This window comes from Bacillus sp. FSL K6-3312 (assembly GCF_038007485.1).
Classification (GTDB): domain Bacteria; phylum Bacillota; class Bacilli; order Bacillales; family Bacillaceae; genus Bacillus; species Bacillus pumilus.
In genome coordinates this window covers 2,120,264-2,140,550 of record NZ_JBBOXI010000001.1, presented here as the reverse complement: position 1 = coordinate 2,140,550, position 20,287 = coordinate 2,120,264, and the positions used below count along the sequence as shown (strand labels likewise).

Annotated in this window: 20 protein-coding genes; 13 read left to right on the top strand and 7 right to left on the bottom strand. The window is 41.1% G+C overall.

From position 1 onward, the window contains the following. Positions 1–152: 152 nt before the first annotated feature. The 7 genes from tdh to mutL all read left to right on the top strand — a co-directional run bounded on the left by tdh (position 153) and on the right by mutL (position 10,169). Positions 153–1,217, top strand: a complete 1,065-nt coding sequence (gene tdh, locus MHI11_RS11185) for an L-threonine 3-dehydrogenase (RefSeq protein WP_340961091.1) — start codon at positions 153–155, stop codon at positions 1,215–1,217. Then, positions 1,217–2,395, top strand: a complete 1,179-nt coding sequence (locus tag MHI11_RS11180) for a glycine C-acetyltransferase (protein WP_340961090.1) — start codon at positions 1,217–1,219, stop codon at positions 2,393–2,395. The genes tdh and MHI11_RS11180 overlap by 1 nt, the downstream gene beginning before the upstream one ends. A gap of 158 nt (positions 2,396–2,553) precedes the next feature. Next, positions 2,554–4,080, top strand: coding sequence for a tRNA (N6-isopentenyl adenosine(37)-C2)-methylthiotransferase MiaB (gene miaB, locus MHI11_RS11175; protein ID WP_044141857.1), 1,527 nt, complete (start codon positions 2,554–2,556; stop codon positions 4,078–4,080). Between the two features lies 1 nt (position 4,081). Then, a complete protein-coding gene (locus MHI11_RS11170) occupies positions 4,082–4,516 on the top strand; it encodes a RicAFT regulatory complex protein RicA family protein (protein WP_340961089.1) in 435 nt (144 codons plus the stop codon). 484 nt (positions 4,517–5,000) lie between these two features. After that, positions 5,001–5,546, top strand: coding sequence for an outer spore coat protein CotE (gene cotE, locus MHI11_RS11165; protein ID WP_003212450.1), 546 nt, complete (start codon positions 5,001–5,003; stop codon positions 5,544–5,546). A 124-nt stretch (positions 5,547–5,670) separates the two neighbouring features. Then, positions 5,671–8,262 (top strand): DNA mismatch repair protein MutS, encoded by a 2,592-nt coding sequence (mutS, locus tag MHI11_RS11160; protein WP_340961088.1) that lies wholly within the window; start codon positions 5,671–5,673, stop codon positions 8,260–8,262. Positions 8,263–8,267: 5 nt separating this feature from the next. After that, entirely contained in the window at positions 8,268–10,169 is a 1,902-nt protein-coding gene (mutL, locus tag MHI11_RS11155; protein ID WP_106067495.1) for a DNA mismatch repair endonuclease MutL, read from the top strand. 177 nt (positions 10,170–10,346) lie between these two features. Here the strand turns inward: mutL and bslA are convergent, their stop codons facing one another. Continuing rightward, positions 10,347–10,880 (bottom strand): biofilm surface layer hydrophobin BslA, encoded by a 534-nt coding sequence (bslA, locus tag MHI11_RS11150; RefSeq protein ID WP_044141854.1) that lies wholly within the window; start codon positions 10,878–10,880, stop codon positions 10,347–10,349. 125 nt (positions 10,881–11,005) lie between these two features. After that, positions 11,006–11,404, bottom strand: coding sequence for a hypothetical protein (locus MHI11_RS11145; RefSeq protein ID WP_340961087.1), 399 nt, complete (start codon positions 11,402–11,404; stop codon positions 11,006–11,008). 568 nt (positions 11,405–11,972) lie between these two features. On the opposite strand from MHI11_RS11145, the gene MHI11_RS11140 reads away from it, so the two are divergent. The 3 genes from MHI11_RS11140 (at position 11,973) to MHI11_RS11130 (ending at position 14,822) form a co-directional block, all read left to right on the top strand. Then, a complete protein-coding gene (locus MHI11_RS11140; RefSeq protein WP_044141851.1) occupies positions 11,973–12,446 on the top strand; it encodes a CarD family transcriptional regulator in 474 nt (157 codons plus the stop codon). Positions 12,447–12,758: 312 nt separating this feature from the next. Further along, positions 12,759–13,508: a poly-gamma-glutamate hydrolase family protein gene (locus MHI11_RS11135; protein ID WP_340961086.1), complete on the top strand. Its 750-nt coding sequence runs from the start codon at positions 12,759–12,761 to the stop codon at positions 13,506–13,508. A 165-nt stretch (positions 13,509–13,673) separates the two neighbouring features. Next, entirely contained in the window at positions 13,674–14,822 is a 1,149-nt protein-coding gene (locus tag MHI11_RS11130; RefSeq protein ID WP_044141849.1) for a Rap family tetratricopeptide repeat protein, read from the top strand. 92 nt (positions 14,823–14,914) lie between these two features. On the opposite strand, the gene MHI11_RS11125 is transcribed toward MHI11_RS11130, so the two are convergent. Beyond that, entirely contained in the window at positions 14,915–16,240 is a 1,326-nt protein-coding gene (locus tag MHI11_RS11125; protein WP_340961085.1) for a S8 family peptidase, read from the bottom strand. Positions 16,241–16,825: 585 nt separating this feature from the next. Between MHI11_RS11125 and MHI11_RS11120 the strand changes: the two genes are divergently transcribed. Both MHI11_RS11120 and MHI11_RS11115 read left to right on the top strand, forming a co-directional pair. Further along, on the top strand, positions 16,826–17,560 hold the full coding sequence (locus MHI11_RS11120; protein WP_044141847.1) for a poly-gamma-glutamate hydrolase family protein: 735 nt from the start codon (positions 16,826–16,828) through the stop codon (positions 17,558–17,560). Positions 17,561–17,637: 77 nt separating this feature from the next. Beyond that, positions 17,638–18,087: an OsmC family protein gene (locus tag MHI11_RS11115; RefSeq protein WP_044141846.1), complete on the top strand. Its 450-nt coding sequence runs from the start codon at positions 17,638–17,640 to the stop codon at positions 18,085–18,087. Between the two features lie 47 nt (positions 18,088–18,134). Here MHI11_RS11115 and erbB read toward each other — a convergent pair whose 3' ends face one another. The 4 genes from erbB to MHI11_RS11095 all read right to left on the bottom strand — a co-directional run bounded on the left by erbB (position 18,135) and on the right by MHI11_RS11095 (position 19,754). Then, complete coding sequence (gene erbB / locus MHI11_RS11110; RefSeq protein ID WP_340961084.1) at positions 18,135–18,503, bottom strand: SMR family multidrug efflux transporter EbrB; 369 nt, start codon at positions 18,501–18,503, stop codon at positions 18,135–18,137. 15 nt (positions 18,504–18,518) lie between these two features. Further along, positions 18,519–18,836, bottom strand: coding sequence for an SMR family multidrug efflux transporter EbrA (gene erbA / locus MHI11_RS11105; RefSeq protein WP_044141844.1), 318 nt, complete (start codon positions 18,834–18,836; stop codon positions 18,519–18,521). Continuing rightward, positions 18,836–19,381: a TetR/AcrR family transcriptional regulator gene (locus MHI11_RS11100; protein WP_044141842.1), complete on the bottom strand. Its 546-nt coding sequence runs from the start codon at positions 19,379–19,381 to the stop codon at positions 18,836–18,838. The genes erbA and MHI11_RS11100 overlap by 1 nt, the downstream gene beginning before the upstream one ends. Before the next feature lie 112 nt (positions 19,382–19,493). Beyond that, positions 19,494–19,754, bottom strand: coding sequence for a hypothetical protein (locus MHI11_RS11095; RefSeq protein WP_003212477.1), 261 nt, complete (start codon positions 19,752–19,754; stop codon positions 19,494–19,496). A 104-nt stretch (positions 19,755–19,858) separates the two neighbouring features. On the opposite strand from MHI11_RS11095, the gene MHI11_RS11090 reads away from it, so the two are divergent. Next, positions 19,859–20,260: a YmaF family protein gene (locus MHI11_RS11090; protein ID WP_044141841.1), complete on the top strand. Its 402-nt coding sequence runs from the start codon at positions 19,859–19,861 to the stop codon at positions 20,258–20,260. The last annotated feature ends 27 nt before the right edge of the window (positions 20,261–20,287 follow it).

The following is a 20,287-nucleotide window of genomic DNA, read 5'->3' as shown; positions in this document are numbered from 1 at the left end:
TACGGGGATTTGCTTTTTTTTTTAGAAAAATATCCAAAAAAATATGTGGAGTGTTCATTTGTATTTTTGTGGAGGACAGTGGTATTTACGACGAAAAAAAGACGTGTTAAAATCTCATTGGGAGAAGTTTTTTAACAAAGGGGTTGTACGTCATGTGTGGAACGATGAAAGCGATTGTTAAAAAAGAAAGCGCTTACGGAGCGGTGCTGATGGAGATGCCGATTCCAGAAATCAATGATCATGAAGTATTGATTCAGGTAAAAGCCACATCGATATGCGGAACAGACGTGCATATTTATAATTGGGATGACTGGGCAAAGGGAAGAGTGAAAGCGCCCTACATTTTTGGACATGAATTTACAGGGGAAGTTGTCAAAACGGGGAACCAAGTCTCACGAGCAAAAGTAGGGGATTTTGTATCGGCAGAGACACATGTTGTATGTAATCAGTGCTCTATGTGTTTAACTGGGCAGCAGCATTTGTGCAGTGAAACGAAAATTTTAGGGGTAGACATTGACGGCTGTTTTGCTGAATATGTCAAAGTACCTGAACAAAATGTGTGGCACAATCCAGCTCATATGCCAGTAGAGCTTGCGTCTATCCAAGAGCCGCTTGGAAATGCGGTTCATACAGTGCTGCACACACCTGTTTCAGGTAAGTCAGTGGCGATTTTTGGCTGCGGACCAATCGGTTTAATGGCGATCGCCGTCTCGAAAGCTTCCGGTGCTGTCCAAGTGTTTGCTGTCGATCAAAACGAATACAGGCTGGATATTGCCCAGAAAATGGGGGCAGACCATATCGTGGATATTGGAAAAGATGATCCTGTTGAGGTGATTAAGCAGTTCACACGGATGGAAGGGGCAGATGTGGTATGCGAGATGTCAGGACATCCAGTTGCCATTAATCAAGCTCTCGAAGCGTGTGCAAATGGAGGTAAAGTCAATATACTAAGCTTGCCAGAACGACCAGTGACCATTGACATTACGAATCAAATTGTTTTTAGGGGATTAACCGTGCAAGGAATCACGGGGAGAAAAATGTTTGAGACGTGGCGTCAAGTATCTGAGCTATTAAGAACGAATACCATCGATGTCCAGCCAGTTATCACCCATACGCTGCCATTTGAACAGTTCGAAAAGGGATTTGAACTCATGAGAAATGGTACGTGCGGAAAAGTCGTACTGATAATGCCATCAAACCAAAGGGGGAAGAAATGATGAAAGAATTCACGTATTTACAAAATGAACTGGAAACAATGAAGCAGCAAGGCATCCACCAAACATTGAAAGAGATTGACTCAAAACAATCATCCACTGTGACATTAAATGAACAATCGGTCATACAGCTCTCCTCAAATAACTACTTAGGCCTCACCTCACATCCAAGGCTGATGAAAGTGGCAAAAGAGGCCATTGATGAATTCGGTGCTGGTACGGGGTCTGTTCGAACCATCGCTGGCACAATGACGATGCACGAACGTCTTGAAAAAAAGCTCGCTGCATTTAAAAAGACCGAGGCAACCCTTGTGTTCCAATCAGGCTTTACGACCAATCAAGGGGTCTTATCAAGTATCCTGACAAAAGATGATATTGTGATTTCAGATGAACTGAATCATGCCTCAATCATTGACGGCATCCGGTTAACAAAAGCAGATAAAAAAGTATACGGTCATTCCAATATGGAAGAGCTTGAGAAAATTTTAAAGAAATCTATGAATTACCGCGTGCGTCTCATCGTCACAGACGGTGTGTTCTCAATGGATGGAGATATTGCGCCACTTCCTGAGATTGTCAGGCTCGCAGAAGCATATGATGCATTTGTGATGGTAGACGATGCGCATGCCTCGGGCGTGCTTGGTAAAAATGGCCGCGGGACAGTCAACCATTTTAAACTCGACGGCAGAGTGCACATTCAGGTTGGGACACTTAGTAAGGCTGTCGGAGTCCTTGGCGGCTATGTAGCGGGTTCAGCCGTTTTAATTGATTATTTAAAGCATAAAGCAAGACCGTTTTTATTCAGCACCTCACATCCGCCAGCTGTGACTAGAGCGTGTGAAGAAGCGATTGAAGTGCTGTTAGATGAACCGGAGCGAATCGATACACTTTGGGAAAACGCCGCCTATTTCAAAGAAAAGGTCGTCAGTCTTGGGTTTCAAGTTGCACCGACAGAGACACCAATTATCCCCATCATGATTGGAGACGAAGCCCTTACTTTTCGCTTTTCAAAGGTTTTAATAGAACGAGGCGTGTTTGCTCAAGGCATCGCCTTCCCAACTGTGGCAAAAGGAAAAGCGAGAATTAGAGCCATCATCACAGCCGAGCACACAAAAGAAGAACTAGACCGTGCACTGACGATCATCGAAGAAGAAGCAAAAAAACTAAACATACTTGATTGAGAGAGCGCGGGCTCTCTTTTTTTAATAAAGAGATTGGCTGTGACCTTCTTGATGAATAGCCATTTTTTATAGAAAGACTGTATATGAATTTATTTTCAATTCACGACAAAATAGTCTATACTGTAGGGTGGAGCTTGGTTTGAAAGGAGTACAAATTCATGAATGAAGAGCAGAGAAAAGCGAGCGGACAAGTAAGTTCATCGGACAAAAAATCCGAGAAGGACTACAGCCAGTATTTTGAAGCTGTGTACATTCCGCCTTCTTTAAAAGATGCAAAAAAACGGGGTAAAGAAGAAGTCGAATACAATCAATTTCAAATTGACGAGCGTTTTCAAGGGTTAGGAAACGGGCGCAAGTTTTATATTCGCACATATGGCTGTCAAATGAATGAGCATGACACAGAAGTGATGGCTGGTATTTTTATGGCGCTTGGTTATGAACCGACAAACTCAACGGAAGATGCAAATGTCATCTTATTAAACACTTGTGCAATTCGTGAGAATGCCGAAAACAAAGTGTTCGGAGAGCTTGGTCATTTAAAAGCATTAAAGCGTGAAAAGCCAGATTTAATTTTAGGTGTCTGCGGATGTATGTCGCAAGAGGAATCTGTCGTCAACCGTATTTTGAAGAAACATCCATTTGTTGATTTGATTTTCGGTACACACAACATTCACCGCTTGCCAGAGCTGTTATCTGAATGCTATCTTTCAAAAGAAATGGTCATTGAGGTTTGGTCAAAAGAAGGCGATGTCATTGAAAACCTTCCGAGAGCCCGCCAAGGAAAAATTAAGGGCTGGGTGAATATTATGTACGGTTGTGATAAATTCTGTACATACTGTATCGTCCCTTACACGCGCGGTAAAGAAAGAAGCCGCCGCCCTGATGAAATTATTCAAGAGGTCAGACGTTTAGCGGCAGAAGGATATAAGGAAATTACCCTTCTTGGTCAAAACGTGAATGCGTATGGAAAAGATTTTGAAGACATGGAATATGGTCTTGGACACTTGATGGATGAGCTGCGTAAAATCGATATTCCGCGTATCCGTTTTACAACAAGCCACCCACGTGACTTTGACGATCACTTAATTGAAGTGCTTGCTAAGGGTGGGAACCTTCTCGATCATATTCATTTGCCAGTTCAATCCGGCAGTTCTTCTGTCTTGAAGCTTATGGCGAGAAAATATGACCGTGAACGTTACCTTGAACTTGTACGCAAAATCAAAGAAGCGATGCCAAATGCTTCATTAACAACGGATATTATTGTTGGGTTCCCAAATGAGACAGATGAGCAATTTGAAGAAACACTTTCCCTCTATCGCGAGGTTGAGTTTGATGCTGCTTATACGTTCATTTACTCTCCAAGAGAAGGAACACCAGCAGCGAAAATGCAAGACAACGTGCCAATGCATGTGAAAAAAGAACGTCTGCAGCGCCTGAATGCCCTCGTGAATGAAATTTCTGCGAAAAAAATGAAGGAATATGAAGGGCAGACTGTCGAAGTATTAGTAGAGGGTGAAAGTAAAAACAACCCTGAAATCCTAGCCGGATATACAAGTAAAAGCAAGCTTGTGAATTTTAAAGCACCAAAAGAAGCGATTGGCAACATCGTCAAAGTGAAAATCACACAAGCCAAAACTTGGTCTCTTGACGGAGAAATGGTTGGAGAAGCTATCGAGGTGAATTAAAATGACACTTTATTCAAAAAAAGAGATTGTCGAGCGCGCAAGAGAGCTCGCTAAAATGATTTCTGAAACAGAAGAAGTTGATTTCTTCAAGAAAGCAGAAGCGCAAATCAATGAAAATACAAAAATTTCAACGATTGTTAACCAAATTAAGGCGCTTCAAAAACAAGCTGTGAATTTAAAGCATTACGGCAAACATGAAGCCTTAAAGCAAGTGGAAGAAAAAATCGATGCCCTGCAAGAAGAACTGGATGAAATCCCAGTGATTCAAGAATTCAAAGAATCACAAGTGGTAGTCAATTCCCTGCTTCAGCTCGTAGCGCATACGATTTCTAATCAAGTAACAGATGAAATTATTCTTTCAACCGGCGGTGACCTCTTATTAGGAGAAACCGGTTCAAAAGTGAAAAACTCATCACCAAGTTGCTCCATTAAATGAGAAAACCCCGCAAATGCGGGGTTTTTATTATATAGAATATATGTAATTTGTATTTTGCTACTGCATCAACAACAAAATGTTGATGCAGTAGCCCTGTATTTCGTAAAAAATGTATTGATTTATTTATTCAAAATATTATAGTGATACGTTATAAACTAAAAATTAATTGATTTTACAGATTAAAAGATTTGAATTGAAGCTCAATGCTTAATCCAAAAATGTTTATTATAATATTAAATTGTTTCATAAGATCTCCTCCTTATATAAAGAAGGGCTACTATCTTTATTACATCAAATGACACCATTACAGTCAACCCCAATCTCTCACTCTCCAACTTTTCCAATTTTCAAGGCAAGTTTATGGGCGACCATGCATACACTGAAACAGAAATGAATTTAATTGAACATGAAGTTCAAAATCGTGACACACTAGACGAATGCCCAGCATAAGATAAAACGATCAAGAACAAGGAGGCATGCCGGAATGTCTGAATACAGAGAAATTATTACAAAAGCGGTGGTTGCAAAAGGGAGGAAATTCACCCAAAGCACACACACCATTTCTCCATCGCAAAAACCAACCAGCATCCTAGGTGGTTGGATCATTAATCATAAGTATGATGCTGAAAAGGTCGGTAAAACTGTTGAGATTGAAGGAACCTTTGATATTAACGTATGGTATTCTTACGCTGATAACACAAAAACAGAAGTCGTCACAGAACGGGTGAAATATGTAGACATCATCAAACTGAGATATAAAGATAAAAATTTCCTTGATGATGAGCACGAAGTGATTGCAAAAGTGCTGCAGCAGCCGAATTGCTTAGAAGTGACCATTTCTCCAAACGGCAATAAAATTATCGTTCAAGCAGAGCGGGAGTTCATTGCTGAAGTGGTAGGAGAAACAAAAATTGTTGTAGAGGTCAATTCAAGCTGGAAAGAAAAAGATGATCATGAGTGGGAAGAAGAGGTGGATGAGGAGTTAGAGGATATTCATCCAGAATTCCTAGCGGGTGATCCAGAAGAGTAATTGATGACTAGGGCGCATATCCCCCTAGTTTTTTTGTGTCCTATCTAGGAGAAAAAAGGTGATTTTTTATGCTATAATGAAAGATAGTATGAATTCGAATGTAATATAGTGAGGGATTAGAAATATGGCAAGTTATACGCCCATGATACAGCAATATTTAAAAATCAAGGCAGAGTATCAAGATGCCTTTTTATTTTTTCGCTTAGGCGATTTTTATGAAATGTTTTTTGATGACGCAAAAGAAGCGTCACAAGAATTAGAAATCACGCTAACAAGCAGAGATGGCGGGACCATACCAATGTGCGGTGTTCCTTATCATTCTGCTTCTGCATACATAGAACAATTGATTTCAAAAGGCTACAAGGTCGCGATTTGTGAGCAGGTGGAAGATCCTAAAACGGCAAAAGGTGTGGTCAAAAGAGAAGTCGTTCAACTTATTACACCAGGTACGGTGATGGATGGTAAAGGCTTAAGTGAAAATGAAAACAACTTCATTGCCTCTGTGACAAAATTTGAAAGTGGATATGGACTTGCACTTTCCGATTTATCTACTGGTGAAAACATGGCGGCTTTCATTGATCGATTAGATGAAGTCGTGTCTGAAATTTATTCTGTCGGTGCAAAAGAAATTGTGGTGTCAAAGCAGCTGGATGAGGAAACAGTCAAGACCTTAAAGGATCGGTGCCAAGCGACCATTTCATACGAAGATAGTGATGAATTGATCGATGAAGCTGAGCGGCTCGTGTCCCGCTTGAGCGAGCAACTAAGATCGGCCTTTTTGACATTATATGCTTATTTAAGAAGAACGCAAAAAAGAAGTCTCGATCACCTTCAGCAAGTTCAAGTGTTTGAGCTCGAACAAACAATGAAAATTGATCTTTACTCAAAACGAAATCTTGAATTAACAGAGACGATCCGCTCAAAAAGCAAGAAGGGCTCTTTGTTATGGCTGTTAGATGAAACAAAAACAGCGATGGGTGGAAGGCTGCTCAAGCAATGGATCGACCGGCCGTTAATTCGGCTTTCGCACATTAAAGAACGCCAGGAAATGGTGCAAATTCTCATGGACCATCTCTTTGAACGAGAGGATCTGCGTGAACGGTTAAAGCAAGTATATGATCTCGAACGTTTAGCGGGCCGCGTCGCATTTGGCAACGTAAATGCCCGTGATCTCATTCAGTTAAAGGAATCCTTAAAACAAGTACCAGCCATTAAAGAGCTTGTGCACTCACTGCCAGAGGAAATGGCAAAATCAAGAGCGAATGAGATTGATCCTTGTGGCGACTTGCTTAATTTATTAGAAGATGCACTTTATGAAAATCCGCCGATGACGATAAAAGAAGGCAATTTGATTAAAGATGGCTACAATGCAAAATTAGATGAATACCGTGATGCCAGCCGAAACGGAAAGGACTGGATTGCACGTCTTGAACAGCAGGAAAGAGAATATACCGGCATTCGCTCCTTAAAAGTCGGGTTTAATAAAGTGTTTGGTTATTATATCGAAGTGACACGCGCAAATACACATCTGCTGGAGGAAGGCCGTTATGAAAGAAAACAAACGCTTGCCAATGCAGAGCGGTATATCACACCTGAATTAAAAGAAAAAGAAGCACTGATACTTGAAGCAGAATCAAATATTAACGAATTGGAATATGAACTATTTACAGCTCTCAGGGAGCAAGTGAAAGGTTATATTCCGAGATTACAGCTGCTTGCAAAACAAATGAGTGAGCTGGATGCGCTTCAATGCTTTGCGACTGTCAGTGAAAAACGCCGTTATATCCGTCCTGAATTCTCAGAGGATGAGGTGGATGTCATAGATGGTCGTCACCCAGTCGTTGAAAAAGTGATGGATCACCAGGAGTATGTACCGAATGACTGCCATATGGGAAATGGCCGGCAAACCTTACTCATTACTGGACCAAATATGTCAGGGAAAAGTACGTATATGAGACAAATGGCGCTTATCTCCATTCTTGCGCAAATTGGCTGCTTTGTGCCGGCATCGAAGGCAACTCTTCCGATCTTTGACCAAATCTTTACACGCATTGGGGCGGCAGATGATTTGATTTCTGGTCAGAGTACTTTTATGGTAGAGATGCTCGAAGCAAAAAATGCAATGGTGCATGCAACGAAAAACAGCTTGATTTTATTTGATGAAATTGGACGCGGGACAAGCACCTATGATGGAATGGCTCTTGCGCAGGCGATCATTGAATTTGTTCACGATCATATTGGTGCCAAAACGCTTTTTTCCACACATTATCACGAGCTGACAGTTCTTGAATCTCAATTAAGCGAGCTGAAAAATGTTCATGTACGTGCTGAAGAGCATGAAGGCACGGTCGTTTTCTTACATCAAATCAAAGAGGGTGCAGCTGATAAAAGCTATGGTATTCATGTAGCGCAGCTTGCTGAATTGCCTGATGCGATCATCGATAGGGCCCAGACCATTTTGACGGAGCTTGAGAGCGGATCACATGAAGTGACCCCGCACGTATCTGCAACTCCAAAAACAGAAAAGGCCGAGGAAAAACAGCAGCTTTCTTTCTTTGAAGTAGAAGAAAAACCGCAAACCAAACCAGTTCTAAAACAGAAAGATCAAGCGGTGATCGAGGAATTAAAGTCATTCAATCTAATGGATATGACTCCGCTCGAAGCGATGACTAAGCTATATGAATTGCAAAAGAAATTATCATGTAAGGTGAGGTGAGCAAAATGGCAAAGATTATTCAGTTATCCGATGACCTATCCAATAAAATTGCTGCAGGTGAAGTAGTCGAGCGTCCAGCTTCTGTCGTAAAAGAGCTTATGGAAAATGCAATCGATGCAAGTAGTACAGTGATTGAAATCGATGTAGAAGAAGCAGGTCTTTCCTCTATTAGAATGATTGATAATGGTGTTGGAATCGATGCTGAAGATTGTAAGCTCGCCTTTCAGCGCCATGCAACGAGTAAAATCAAAGATGAAAATGATCTATTCCGTGTCAGAACGCTCGGATTCAGGGGAGAGGCACTGCCAAGTATCGCATCTGTCTCTCATCTAGAAATGAAAACAAGTACTGGTGAAGGAGCTGGAACGCACCTGGTGCTGCAAGGCGGAAAGATCATTTCAGAAAAAAAAACCTCTAGTCGCCGCGGTACCGAGATCGTCGTTACCAACTTATTTTACAATACACCGGCCCGCCTAAAATACATGAAAACCGTTCATACGGAGCTTGGCAATATATCAGATGTCGTCAATCGAATTGCGCTGGCTCACCCAGAAGTATCGATTCGCTTGCGTCACCAAGGAAAAGTCCTGCTTCAGACGAATGGAAACGGGGATGTGCGGCATGTGCTTGCGGCCATTTACGGGACAGCTGTTGCGAAAAAAATGGTGCCACTTCATGTGCAATCACTTGATTTTGAAGTGAAAGGATATATCTCCTTGCCAGAAGTGACAAGGGCATCACGGAATTATATGTCTTCTGTTGTAAACGGCAGATATGTCAAACATTTTCCTCTCGTGAAAGCGGTCCATGAAGGGTATCACACGCTGCTACCGATTGGCCGCCACCCGATTACATTTATTGAGATGAAGATGGACCCCATTTTAGTGGATGTGAACGTTCATCCTTCGAAGCTTGAAGTGAGACTTAGTAAAGAGCAGGAACTTCATGAGCTAATCAAACAAGGAATTAAGGAAGTATTTCAAAAGCAGCAGCTCATTCCAAGTGCTTCGGTGCCAAAGAAAGCACCAATGCCAGCGATCAAAAATGAGCAGCAATCCTTAACCTTTGATGCGAAAAAAGGAAACACAAACGAGGCGAAAACATCGCTATCCTATCAGCCGGAGCCTTTCGAATCGGTTGTATACGAGACGAATCAGATGAGCACATACGGGACGCCTACGCAGGAAATGACAGGTGCATCATCACCCGTATTTAATGAAGATGCTCCATCTGAGCGTGTTCATGTAGAGGAATCCGCCGCTTCTCTTGAATATGAAGAGTCAGAACTTAGAGAAGATGCTGCAGAAACCATTTCAGAAAACGAACGTGTTCCAGTCATGTATCCCATCGGGCAAATGCACGGCACATATATTTTGGCTCAAAATGAACGTGGACTTTATATTATCGATCAGCATGCGGCCCAGGAGCGAATCAAGTATGAGTATTATCGTGAGAAAGTAGGAGAGATCAAACAGGAAGTGCAAGAAATGCTCGTTCCATTAACATTCCACTACTCGAAAAACGATATGCTGATTATTGAGGAGCATAAAGAAATACTAACGAAAGTGGGTGTCTTCTTAGAGCCTTTCGGTTCAGGGAGCTACATTGTTCGGTCGCATCCGCAGTGGTTTCCAAAAGGGGAAGAGGCTGAACTGATCGAAGAGATTATAGAGCAAGTGCTGGATGAGAAACGTGTAGATATCAAAAAATTAAGAGAAGAAGCGGCAATCATGATGAGCTGCAAAGGCTCTATCAAAGCAAATCGTCATTTGCGAAATGATGAAATCAAAGCACTATTAGATGAACTCAGGCAGACAAAGGACCCTTTCACTTGTCCGCACGGCCGGCCGATTATCATTCATCACTCGACATATGAAATGGAGAAAATGTTTAAACGGGTCATGTGATCAAATAAAAAGAAGACAAAGGGCTAAAATAAAAATCATTTTAGCCCTTTGTCTTCTTTTCAGCGTGATAGAAAGCCTTTGCAGCCCTAGGAAGGACGAGTACCGGAGCGCAGACCTGACACCGAATGCGAGGGTTTGTCTACACGCTGAAGCGCTCTTATTAGAGCGCTTTTTTATTTAGCATCCACACGGATCTGGCGGTGTGACCACAACTGGTCGTGTTTGAATATCAAGGGTGTCCTCTGCATAAAATTTAGAACCAATGCTAAGCGCACGGTTTTCTGCGCGGAACGTGTATGTACCTGCAGCAGGAAGTACTTTATGTGAAAGTTGTAATTTATATTGTGAGATTCCTAATAAATCGATTCTAGCTGGAATGCGGACAGTTTTTCCACTGTTCAAAATGTAGCTGTCTTTTAATGCTTTTCCGTTGAAGATGTCTTTTGTTGTCGCTTGAAAGCCTGCAGGTAATGTGAACTCAATGGCACCGATACTTAACACAGAATTTGGGCGGTATGTTAGCTCAATGTCAGAAAAAGACCATTCCTGCTTACTTGTACCTGTAATTTTCGCATAAAGTTCTGCTGGTCTGGCATTTGTTGATGCTTTGCCTTCCTCTGTGGCTCCTTCAGCGGATGCGGCAATCGGTACCGATAGTGCCATGACCAGTGTCAGCATCCCCATCATGATCATTGTCCATGTTTTTTTCATTTCTTCATTCCCCCTTGTTGATTATAGGTAAATAATAGACGATTAAATCCATTATTTACCTATAATGTTACCATATCCCTACATGGTATTAAATGGTATATTGTACCCTTATTTTGTCATTTTTCTTAATAATAACGGGGGAAATGTGCATTTGGTTGGTTCATTCCGTAACCAAAGCCTGGCATTTGTTGATTCGGCATCATCATTTGCATATCTTGATATCCGTATGGATGATATGGCATCATTCCATATCCACCATAGTGGCCATGATGATGGTGATCTTTCATTGGAACATGTGATGAAAAGGGGTCATGCTGATTTGGAAAAGACGGATAGGCTGAATGATGATGCGGATAATGTCCGCTGTACTTATCTTTTTTACCATGATAATGGTTTGGCATATTCATATGATCATGCATGTTTGGAGCGACCACATGCTCATGATTGGCTGTATACACATTCTCAAACGAATGGTACGGATTTCCTTCGTGATGATGATTCATTTGGCTATTCATATTGTTCATTTGATATCTCATCCTTTATGTCAGGTTGCCATATCCTATGAGCATGATCCGTTTCATGAGCCTATCCATATGAAAAAAACCGGCTTTTCAGCCGGGAAAACAAAAAGCAGGTGAAAGCGTCAGGTGCTAAAATGAGATGCTGTGTCTTCTTCTGCGACGCTTCTTACAGCTGCTACAGACACTTTTAGGATAGTAATAGGGATCGTAGCTTCTAGAAGTATCCCAGAAATCGCTCTCAAACCAATCATCTTTTTTATGATAAGACTTCTTTTCTTTACATGGATCAACATGGCGATGATCGTCATGCTCTTTATAACAGTTTGAGTGGGAATGTTTGCACTTGCATTTGCACATTGTCATCCCTCCTAAATGTGACTCAATGCTAGTATATGCACGAATAAGACAAGGGGACTGGATGGTGGCGCATCTTTTGTAAAAAAAGGCTTTTTCTGAAAAATTCAAATGAAAAGAATTGACTAGTGCTAAAATAACATGATAGAATATAAATTTTTATCCGCCGATAAAATGTGTTATAATCAAATTGTGAATACTTTCGGAGGTGGCGGATTTGTTTCAAATAGGTGATAAAATTGTTTATCCTATGCATGGTGCCGGTGTGATTGAAGGAATGGAAGAAAAAGAGATTTTAGGTAAGACGGAAGAATATTTTCTGATTCAAATGCCGAATATGCAGATGATGATCCCAAGAGGCAGAATCAATCAACTAGGTATACGTCAGGTAGCAGATCAAGCAACGCTGAAAGTTGTGATGAACAATTTTGCAGAAGAAACAAACGACGACACGCTTACTTGGAAGCAAAGATATGATGAAAATATGAAAAAGCTAAAAACAGGTGCGATCGAAGATGGTGCAGACGTTGTCAAAGATCTGATGAGACGAAATCAGAAGAAAGCATTAAATTCAAGTGAAAAGAAGATGCTTGAAGATGCTCGAGGCATGTTAGTGAGTGAAATTTCTCTTGCACAAGGGCTTTCACAAGATGAAGTCCTTTCAGCTTTAGAGAATGAACTAAGAGTTTAATGATGGATATACAGTAATTGGCTGTAAACAGAAGGGTATCCCTTTTGTTTACGGCTTTTTTTGTTTGAAATCAGAAGAATATGTCCATTTTTGTAGGTGATTTTAACTAAATCTAAAATAAGGTCATACGATGCAGTTTTTATTCAAGCAGCGAATGATTCAAAGAAGTCAGAAATACCTAGAGAGGCATAAAAAACAGGTAAGTTCTCCTGATTCGTTTAAATGAGCCGGACAACCTTTGAATTCTGTTAGCCATTAATAGTAAAATAATGCGATAAGATGACACCTTAGAGAATGAAAAGGAGCGGTGAAATGAAAAGGCTACTGATATGTGGATTCATCTTTCTGATCCTATGTGCTCTTTTAATGGTGAAATGCGGCCATTCTGTTCAAGAAAAAAAAGAGCAAAAGCAACATCAAGAAGAGGTAGAAAAGTATCAAAAAGAGCGAAAAAAAGGGGATCAATATGAAAGCTTTAAACAGTTTATCAGGCATGAAAAAGAAGGCTATGAAATAGAATTTCACGAAAAGGGTGGAAGTGATTTACTCGTCTTTTCTCCTCATGGAGGGGAAATTGAACCAGGAACAAGTGAAATTGTAGAAGCATTTCAAGAAAGGTACTCGACGTATTTGTTTGAAGGAACGAAACAAGAGAATAATCGTGATTTGCATATTACAAGCACCAAGTTTGATGAACCGATATTGGTTCAAATGATTAAAACGTACCCCTTCTCCATTTCCATCCACGGCTACAAAAGTGATAAAAGGCACACGTTAGTTGGCGGTACAAATGAAAAAATGCAAAGAGCAGTTGTACGAGAATTAAAAGATCGAGGATTTTCTGCAGAAATGGTGCAAGAAGGCGAACGGCTTTCAGGAACAGACCCTAAAAACATTAATAATCGAAATGCAAGTGGTGAAAGCGTTCAGCTAGAAATTAGTACGGCACAGAGAGAGGCCTTTTTCGACCATTTTGATACGAGAAAAGGAAAGAAAAAAGCATTCAGACGTTATATCCGTGCTTTAAAAGAAGTATTAAGAGAATTTGACCCATCTTCATAGAAAAATCGTTTTGATGGGCAAAAGTACTCTGTTTAAACTTGGTAAAAAAGATAGAAATATGCGAAATGAACATAAATTATGCAATAAATTACAATTTGCCTTAAAAACATAAATTATGTAAAATAATAGTTATCAGTTTGATATGATAGAATGGGGCTGAAGTGGATGGCACATAAAATACCATCTTCCGAAGTAGGTGTAAAGATCAATCAATGGTACACGCATATTTGCAAATTTGAAGTCGAACAAGCAAACGATATGAAGCGCCTTGTTGAAGAAGAAATTCATGAGATGGAAGAAGATCAAGATTTACTTCTATATTATTCTCTAATGGATTTTCGCCATCAACTGATGCTTCAGCATTTAACGCCAGTTCATGCAGCGAGTGAAACACTTCAAGCCGTGTCTTTTCCGAAAGAAATGGAAGATGGAGAAGATGAGATGACAGGCTTACTTGGCTATTACTTTCATTTTTTTCATGGAATGTATGCGTTTATCCAGCGCCGATACATCGAGGCCATTTCCTATTACAAGCATGCGGAACATCAACTGATCTTAGTGACAGATGAGATTGAAAAAGCGGAATTTTACTATAAAATCGCTGAAGTATACTATCATATGAAACAAACTTATTTCTCCATGCACTATGCTAAAAAGGCGAGAGACATTTATAAGAAACATCAGCTTTATGGAAAAAGAAGCATTCAATGTGATTTTGTCATGGCAGGTAATTGGATTGATGTGAGTCAGCACCAAAAAGCGCTTCCTTACTTAGAAAAAACGTTAAAGGTCTGTGAAGCGATGGAGCGGAAAAAGTGCACATCTTATTTTAAAGCGATGGCTCTTAATAACTTAGGAGCTTGTCATTATAGTATGGGAACGTACCATACAGCGACAGTCTTTTTTGAACAAGCCATTTCCCTTTATCAAAAAGATCAAGCATCCACGATGATCAAATCATTATTTTCACTTGCTCTTACCTGGTTTAAACTCGGAGATATCGAGCGAGCGGGTGAGGCTATACGTAAAGGAATGAACGAGGCTTGTTTATTGGAAGATGAAATTTATCAGTTGAAATTCCAATTTTTGCAGGCGCTTTATATAGAAAAAGACAGCTGTGAGCAATTAAGATCGGCACTATTTGGACTGCGAAGCAAAAAAATGTTTGCTGATTTAGAGGAATTAGCACTTGATGCGGCTAATTATTATAAGGAACGCGACATGTACAAGGAATCCTCCACTTTTTTTGAGATTGTGATCGAAGCGCGTACGCACATTCAAAAAGGAGATGAGATGTATGAGAACGAAGCATAACATGTCAGCTGATCAAGTAGATGAAAGACTTCACACGTAATAACAGACAAAAACAACACCCTTTACGAATCAACGTAAAGGGCTTTTTTTATTTATTCTTTGATGGCTTTTTCTGCGTCAATGGCACCTGCTCCGTAAATCATCGGGTCATCCCCAGGCCACTTGCTTGTATTTTCTTTTAACAGGGTTTTGACCTCATCGGGCGTTAAAGCTGGTGAATGCTCTAATAGAAGAGCACAAATACCAGCGCAAATCGGTGTTGCCATAGATGTGCCAGATAACGTCGTGTAATCATCATCGACTCTGCTTGATTTGTCGAGTTTATCTAGAAAGGATCTTGGTGATCTGAGAGAGACGATGTTTACTCCTGGTGCAAGGATATCAGGCTTTGTCTCACCATAAACAGTAGGACCTCTGCTTGAAAATGGTGCCACGATATCATCGTTTGATTCTGGTGTATTCCGGTCATCAAAAGCGCCAACCGTAATCACTTTTTGACTGACGGCAGGGCTCGCAATCGTTTGGCTGTTAGGACCAGAGTTTCCGGCTGCGACGCATACTACAATGCCTTGATCCCAAGCAGCATTGACAGCACGCACCATCGGATCGTCCTGTTCGTCATCATAACGCTGAGCATCTCCGCCTAGTGACATACTCATAATATGAATCGGATCATCAGGGTGATCTTCATTGAACTGAATGCACCATTCAACCCCTTCTATAATAGTAGAAAGCGATCCAGCTCCTTGTTTATTTAACACTTTTACGCCAATTAAATGAGCTTTTGGAGCAGGTCCTTTGTACAAGCCATCTGAGGCCGCTCCGTCTCCAGCTACATCTCCAGCGCAGTGAGTGCCATGCCCGTTATCATCATAAGGCTTTGTTTTTTGCTTGACTAAGTCCACAAAATCGCGAATCCTTCCTTCTAAATCTTCATGTGGATAAATTCCTGTGTCAATGACAGCGACCGTAATGCCTTCCCCAGTTAAGGCTGTACCGTTTCGGATGACTTCATCCGCGTGACTTGCTTGTGTAGCAACATCCAGAAGTGCATGAACTTTCCGGTCTAAATAAATTTTACGAATATGCTCACCATTTGCTAACAGCTCCTCTAAAGCAGCCGGTGTTAGGTCTGCAGCGCAGCAGTCGATATGTGAAAAGTGCCGTTTGATATTTGTTTTTCTACTTTTTTTCATGAGCTGTTTTGTGCTTTGAATTCCTGCTTCGACCGCGTCTTCCTTAAATTCAATAATTACACGAAGCTTCTTTCTCTTTTTTAATCTTCCTTCAAAGAAACGATGAAGAAAGCATGGCGTCCATTTAAAAGGTTTATAAAGGTGAAGGACGGTCTCTCTTAAAGGCTGATCCAGTTTACTAGCATGTGTTCTGACCATTTGCACCATCGAAAATCCAAACATGTGATGCCCTCCATTCTAGCTATCCATTCTTGTACACTCTTACGTTATGAGAATGAGAGCTGCTTTGTTCGGATTCTTGTCCCTTCTTTTCTTCATATTGGCGGCTTACTCATTTCTGATGAAAAAGAAAAGCGCTTACATTTTGTAAAATAATAGAAAAAGGTGGAAAACATGTAGAATCAGCCGATGATAGGTGGGAGAGTTCTTCTTAGAGAACCGGTGAAACAAACGATTTTGCAGAAAAAAAGGAGGGGTTAGACAGGGTCAATGCTCATACAAATGTGACTTGTCACAGAGGGGAAAAATCAAATTCATATAAAAAGTAGCCGAATTAAAGAAAACAGACTGGATAGAACTAGGTCATTTTAAACATAACTTCATTTGTCTGTCATACTATTCTAACTCTGTTTTCAAAGACGAGAGGCGTTTCTGTGTATATAAATGCAATTATCTTATTTTTGAGGAATCTCATGATCCAGAGTGTTATGATCAAATTTGAAGAGAAAAAGTGGAAAAAATGAAAAGAAATGAAGATTCAATATAAATCATAGAAACGGCTTAGAAATCTGTTAAAGGAGAACGGGAATGAAGAAGTTTTTTGCTTTGCTTCTCCTGCTTGCGATCGGATGGGGCGTTTATTATACAATGCAAGCACAGGAACCTGATGAGCCATTGTCATCAGGTGGGGAAGACGAAAGCGGTTCAAATGATATTTATAGCAATTTTAAAGAACTGGAAGAAAACGAATCAACAAGCAGCTATCAAATTACAGCCAACCCAGTGCCTGGAAGCCGTCTTCTTGTGATGTCACCCCATGGCGGGAGAATTGAAGGCGGCGTGAGTGAGATCGTCCATTTTTTCGATAATGATTTCTCTACGTATTTGTTTGAAGGTTTAAGAGAGAATGCGTCAGAACTTCATGTGACAAGTACAAACTTTGATGAGCCAGTCGGCGTCGCGCAGGCAAAAGCACACGATTATATCTTAGCAGTGCATGGATACAAAGGTGAGGAAGGCATTGACCATACGCTCGTTGGCGGAACAGATTACGACCGTGCAGAAAAAATAGTGAACTCATTAGAGCGGAACGGATTTTCTGCTGAACTGGCTGTCGCACACGCAACCCTGAGCGGAACAAGCAATCATAATATTAATAATCTTACTAAAACAGGGCAAAGTGTACAGCTAGAGATTAGTAGAAGTCAGCGTGAAGCTTTATTTGACAGTTTTGACTTTCGGCGGCGGTCGAGTACAAAAAACGAGACGTTCTACCGGTATGTCAGGGCGATTCGGACAGTGCTGGATGAGGAATATACATAAAGATGGTGCACATGTTAAGACAAGCAGCGTGAATTCTTGTTACACTATAAAAAGTGATAACAAAAGGAGAGACAAATATGGCGCGTCATCATTTTCATCTTCAGGCGAGCTGGCCTGGTCTGCGCAACGATGTGGGTACAATCTCATGCGAACAGTTAAAAACGAAGATTTCAATTCCAAAAGAAATGGACGGTCCCGGCATCGGAACAAATCCAGATGAGATGCTCTTAGGTGCAGCGGCTACGTGTTATATTATTACACTGGCCGCTATGATGGAGCGGAGCCAATTAGAAAAAGAGGATCTCACAATGAGTTCTGAGGCTGTCGTAGATGTGACAAATGGTGTGTTTACATATGAAAAAATCATTCACCGGCCTGTCATCATCCTCAAAGCCTCTGCTTCTCCGCAAGATATTGAGCTTGCCCGTAAGCTCGCGCACAAAGCCGAAAGCTCATGTATGGTCTCAAGAGCTGTTCAAGGAAATGTGGACATTTCCTTAGAAGAAACCATTCAAGTCGGCGGGTAAAAACAAAAAGTCATTTTCTCTTAATGAAATGGAGAAAATGACTTTTTTTATGACGTCCATTCGGTTTGATCGATTTGTTCTTTGTTTTCTTCCTTTTGTTTTTTTGACAGGTTCAAGACAATCACGCCGCATATCACTAGTGCAAGACCAATGAAGCCTTTTATGTGAATGGTTTCGTTAAACAGCACGAGTCCGATAAGAGCAGTAAGTGCTGTTCCAACGCCAGACCATGTTGCATAAGCAGACGAAAGGTCAGTCGTTTTAAGTGCCAGACTGAGGAAGGTAAAGGCACACCCAAATCCGATCAGGACCCCAATACTCGGCAGCAGTTGCGAAAAACCTTGGGAAAGCTTCAGCATCGTACTGCCAAAAACCTCTGTCAAAATAGCCCCTGTTAAATAGAGCATTCCTTTCATGATCTCTCACATCCTTTATGACATATTTAAAAGTACAACCCCTGAGACGAGCATCGCCATCCCAATGATTGCTCTTTGGTTCAAGGTTTCTTTGAAAAAAAGCACGCCAAAAATAGCCGTGAGGACTGTACCAACCCCAGACCATGTTGCATAAGACGTGCTAAGCGGAATGATATTCAGTGTCAATGACAGCATATAAAAGGCAAGTGTATATCCAGCAACAACGACAGCGCTAGGCTTAAAGCGAGTAAAGCCATTTGAGAATTTTAACATCACGGCGCCAACGGCTTCTGAAAAAATGGCCACAGCTAGAAAAAGATATCCGAGGATCATCATGTTCCCTCCTCTAAAAGGTGTAAAATCCGATGAAGTAAAAGGGTTTTTTCCTCTCGGTTCAGCGGTTCAAGCTGAAACATCTCTGAAAACCATACCCCATCACATGCAAGTCGGATCAGTTGGCTCAGCGCAGGATCATTTATTTCCTCTGCTGCTTTCTCTTTAAACTCCGCATAAAAATCACGCCAAGGGTTCAATAACGCTTCATCAAATGACATGGTGGCCAGCATGCTTGTACATAACTGGGTCGTGTTTTGCATATCAAGATCATTTAATGTCGCCAAAATATATGCACGTACATAAGGAGCCTTTTCGTTTTTGTATGTTTTCTGATACGACTCAAGCTGCTGACGAAAGCAGACAATCGCGTGCTCATTCATTTTTTGAATGAGCTCTTCCTTGCTTGAAAAATGATAAAGCAGGCCGGCCTTGGTCATATGTGCATGCTCTGCTACCTTCTGAAGGGTAAGCTGACTTAATCCTTCTTTTAAAATCGTACGAGCAGCTGCCTCAAAAATTTGCTCTTTTTTGGTTTTAGACATAAAAAAAACACCTACTTTACTGAACGGTCGGTAAAGTAAATGTTAAACCATGAAAAACTAATGTGTCAATCGATTCATTTTATGAAAGGTTGTTTTCACTAAAAAGTCATATTTAATAATAAGGGTATGGTCCATATGGCGGATATGGTGGTGGATAAGGATAGCCATAGCCATATCCTGGAGCAAGCAGGGACCCTGCAAGTAGTCCTCCAGCAAAACCACCTAAAAATGGAGGTCCAAAAAATCCAGGTCTCCCAAACCCAAATCCAGGTCTTCCAAACCCAGGGCCTCCAAATCCAAATCCAGGTCTTCCAAATCCAAAAGGTCTTCTCATGTCTTCTTGCATAAATGGCGGTGCATCAAAATAATTCATAAAAAAAGGCTCCTCTCACATAAAATCACTGTAACTGACATCAGTGTATTCGATTGGCCTATATGTGTTTGGATGAAAGCCTATTATAAGGAGGAATGTTAAAAATGGGCCTGTATCCATCTGATTGGGCAAAATGCCCGCCGCATGCTCATGCCTATAAAGCACGAACGGATGTAACGGAAGAGCATTATCATTTAATTGAAGGTATTTCTCAGCCTGTCAATGGGAGCAATACCGATCAGCATACTCATTATTATCGCGGGGTCACCTCTTTTGAGAGAGGGCATTTCCACAGATACTACGGCGTCACAGGGCCTGCGATACCGAGATTGGATGGTACTCACTATCACGAGATTGAGGAAGTCACGTTTTCAGCCTATAACGATTCTGTCCCCATTCCGTACGGAGGAGTCGTCTATAGTCCGGACGAAGAGCGGCCGACGCATACGCACCGATTAAAAGGAAAGACATATGAAGTGGTCGGAAATGAACCAATCGGCTGGTGATAGACCCTATATAGGAGAGAAAGAGAA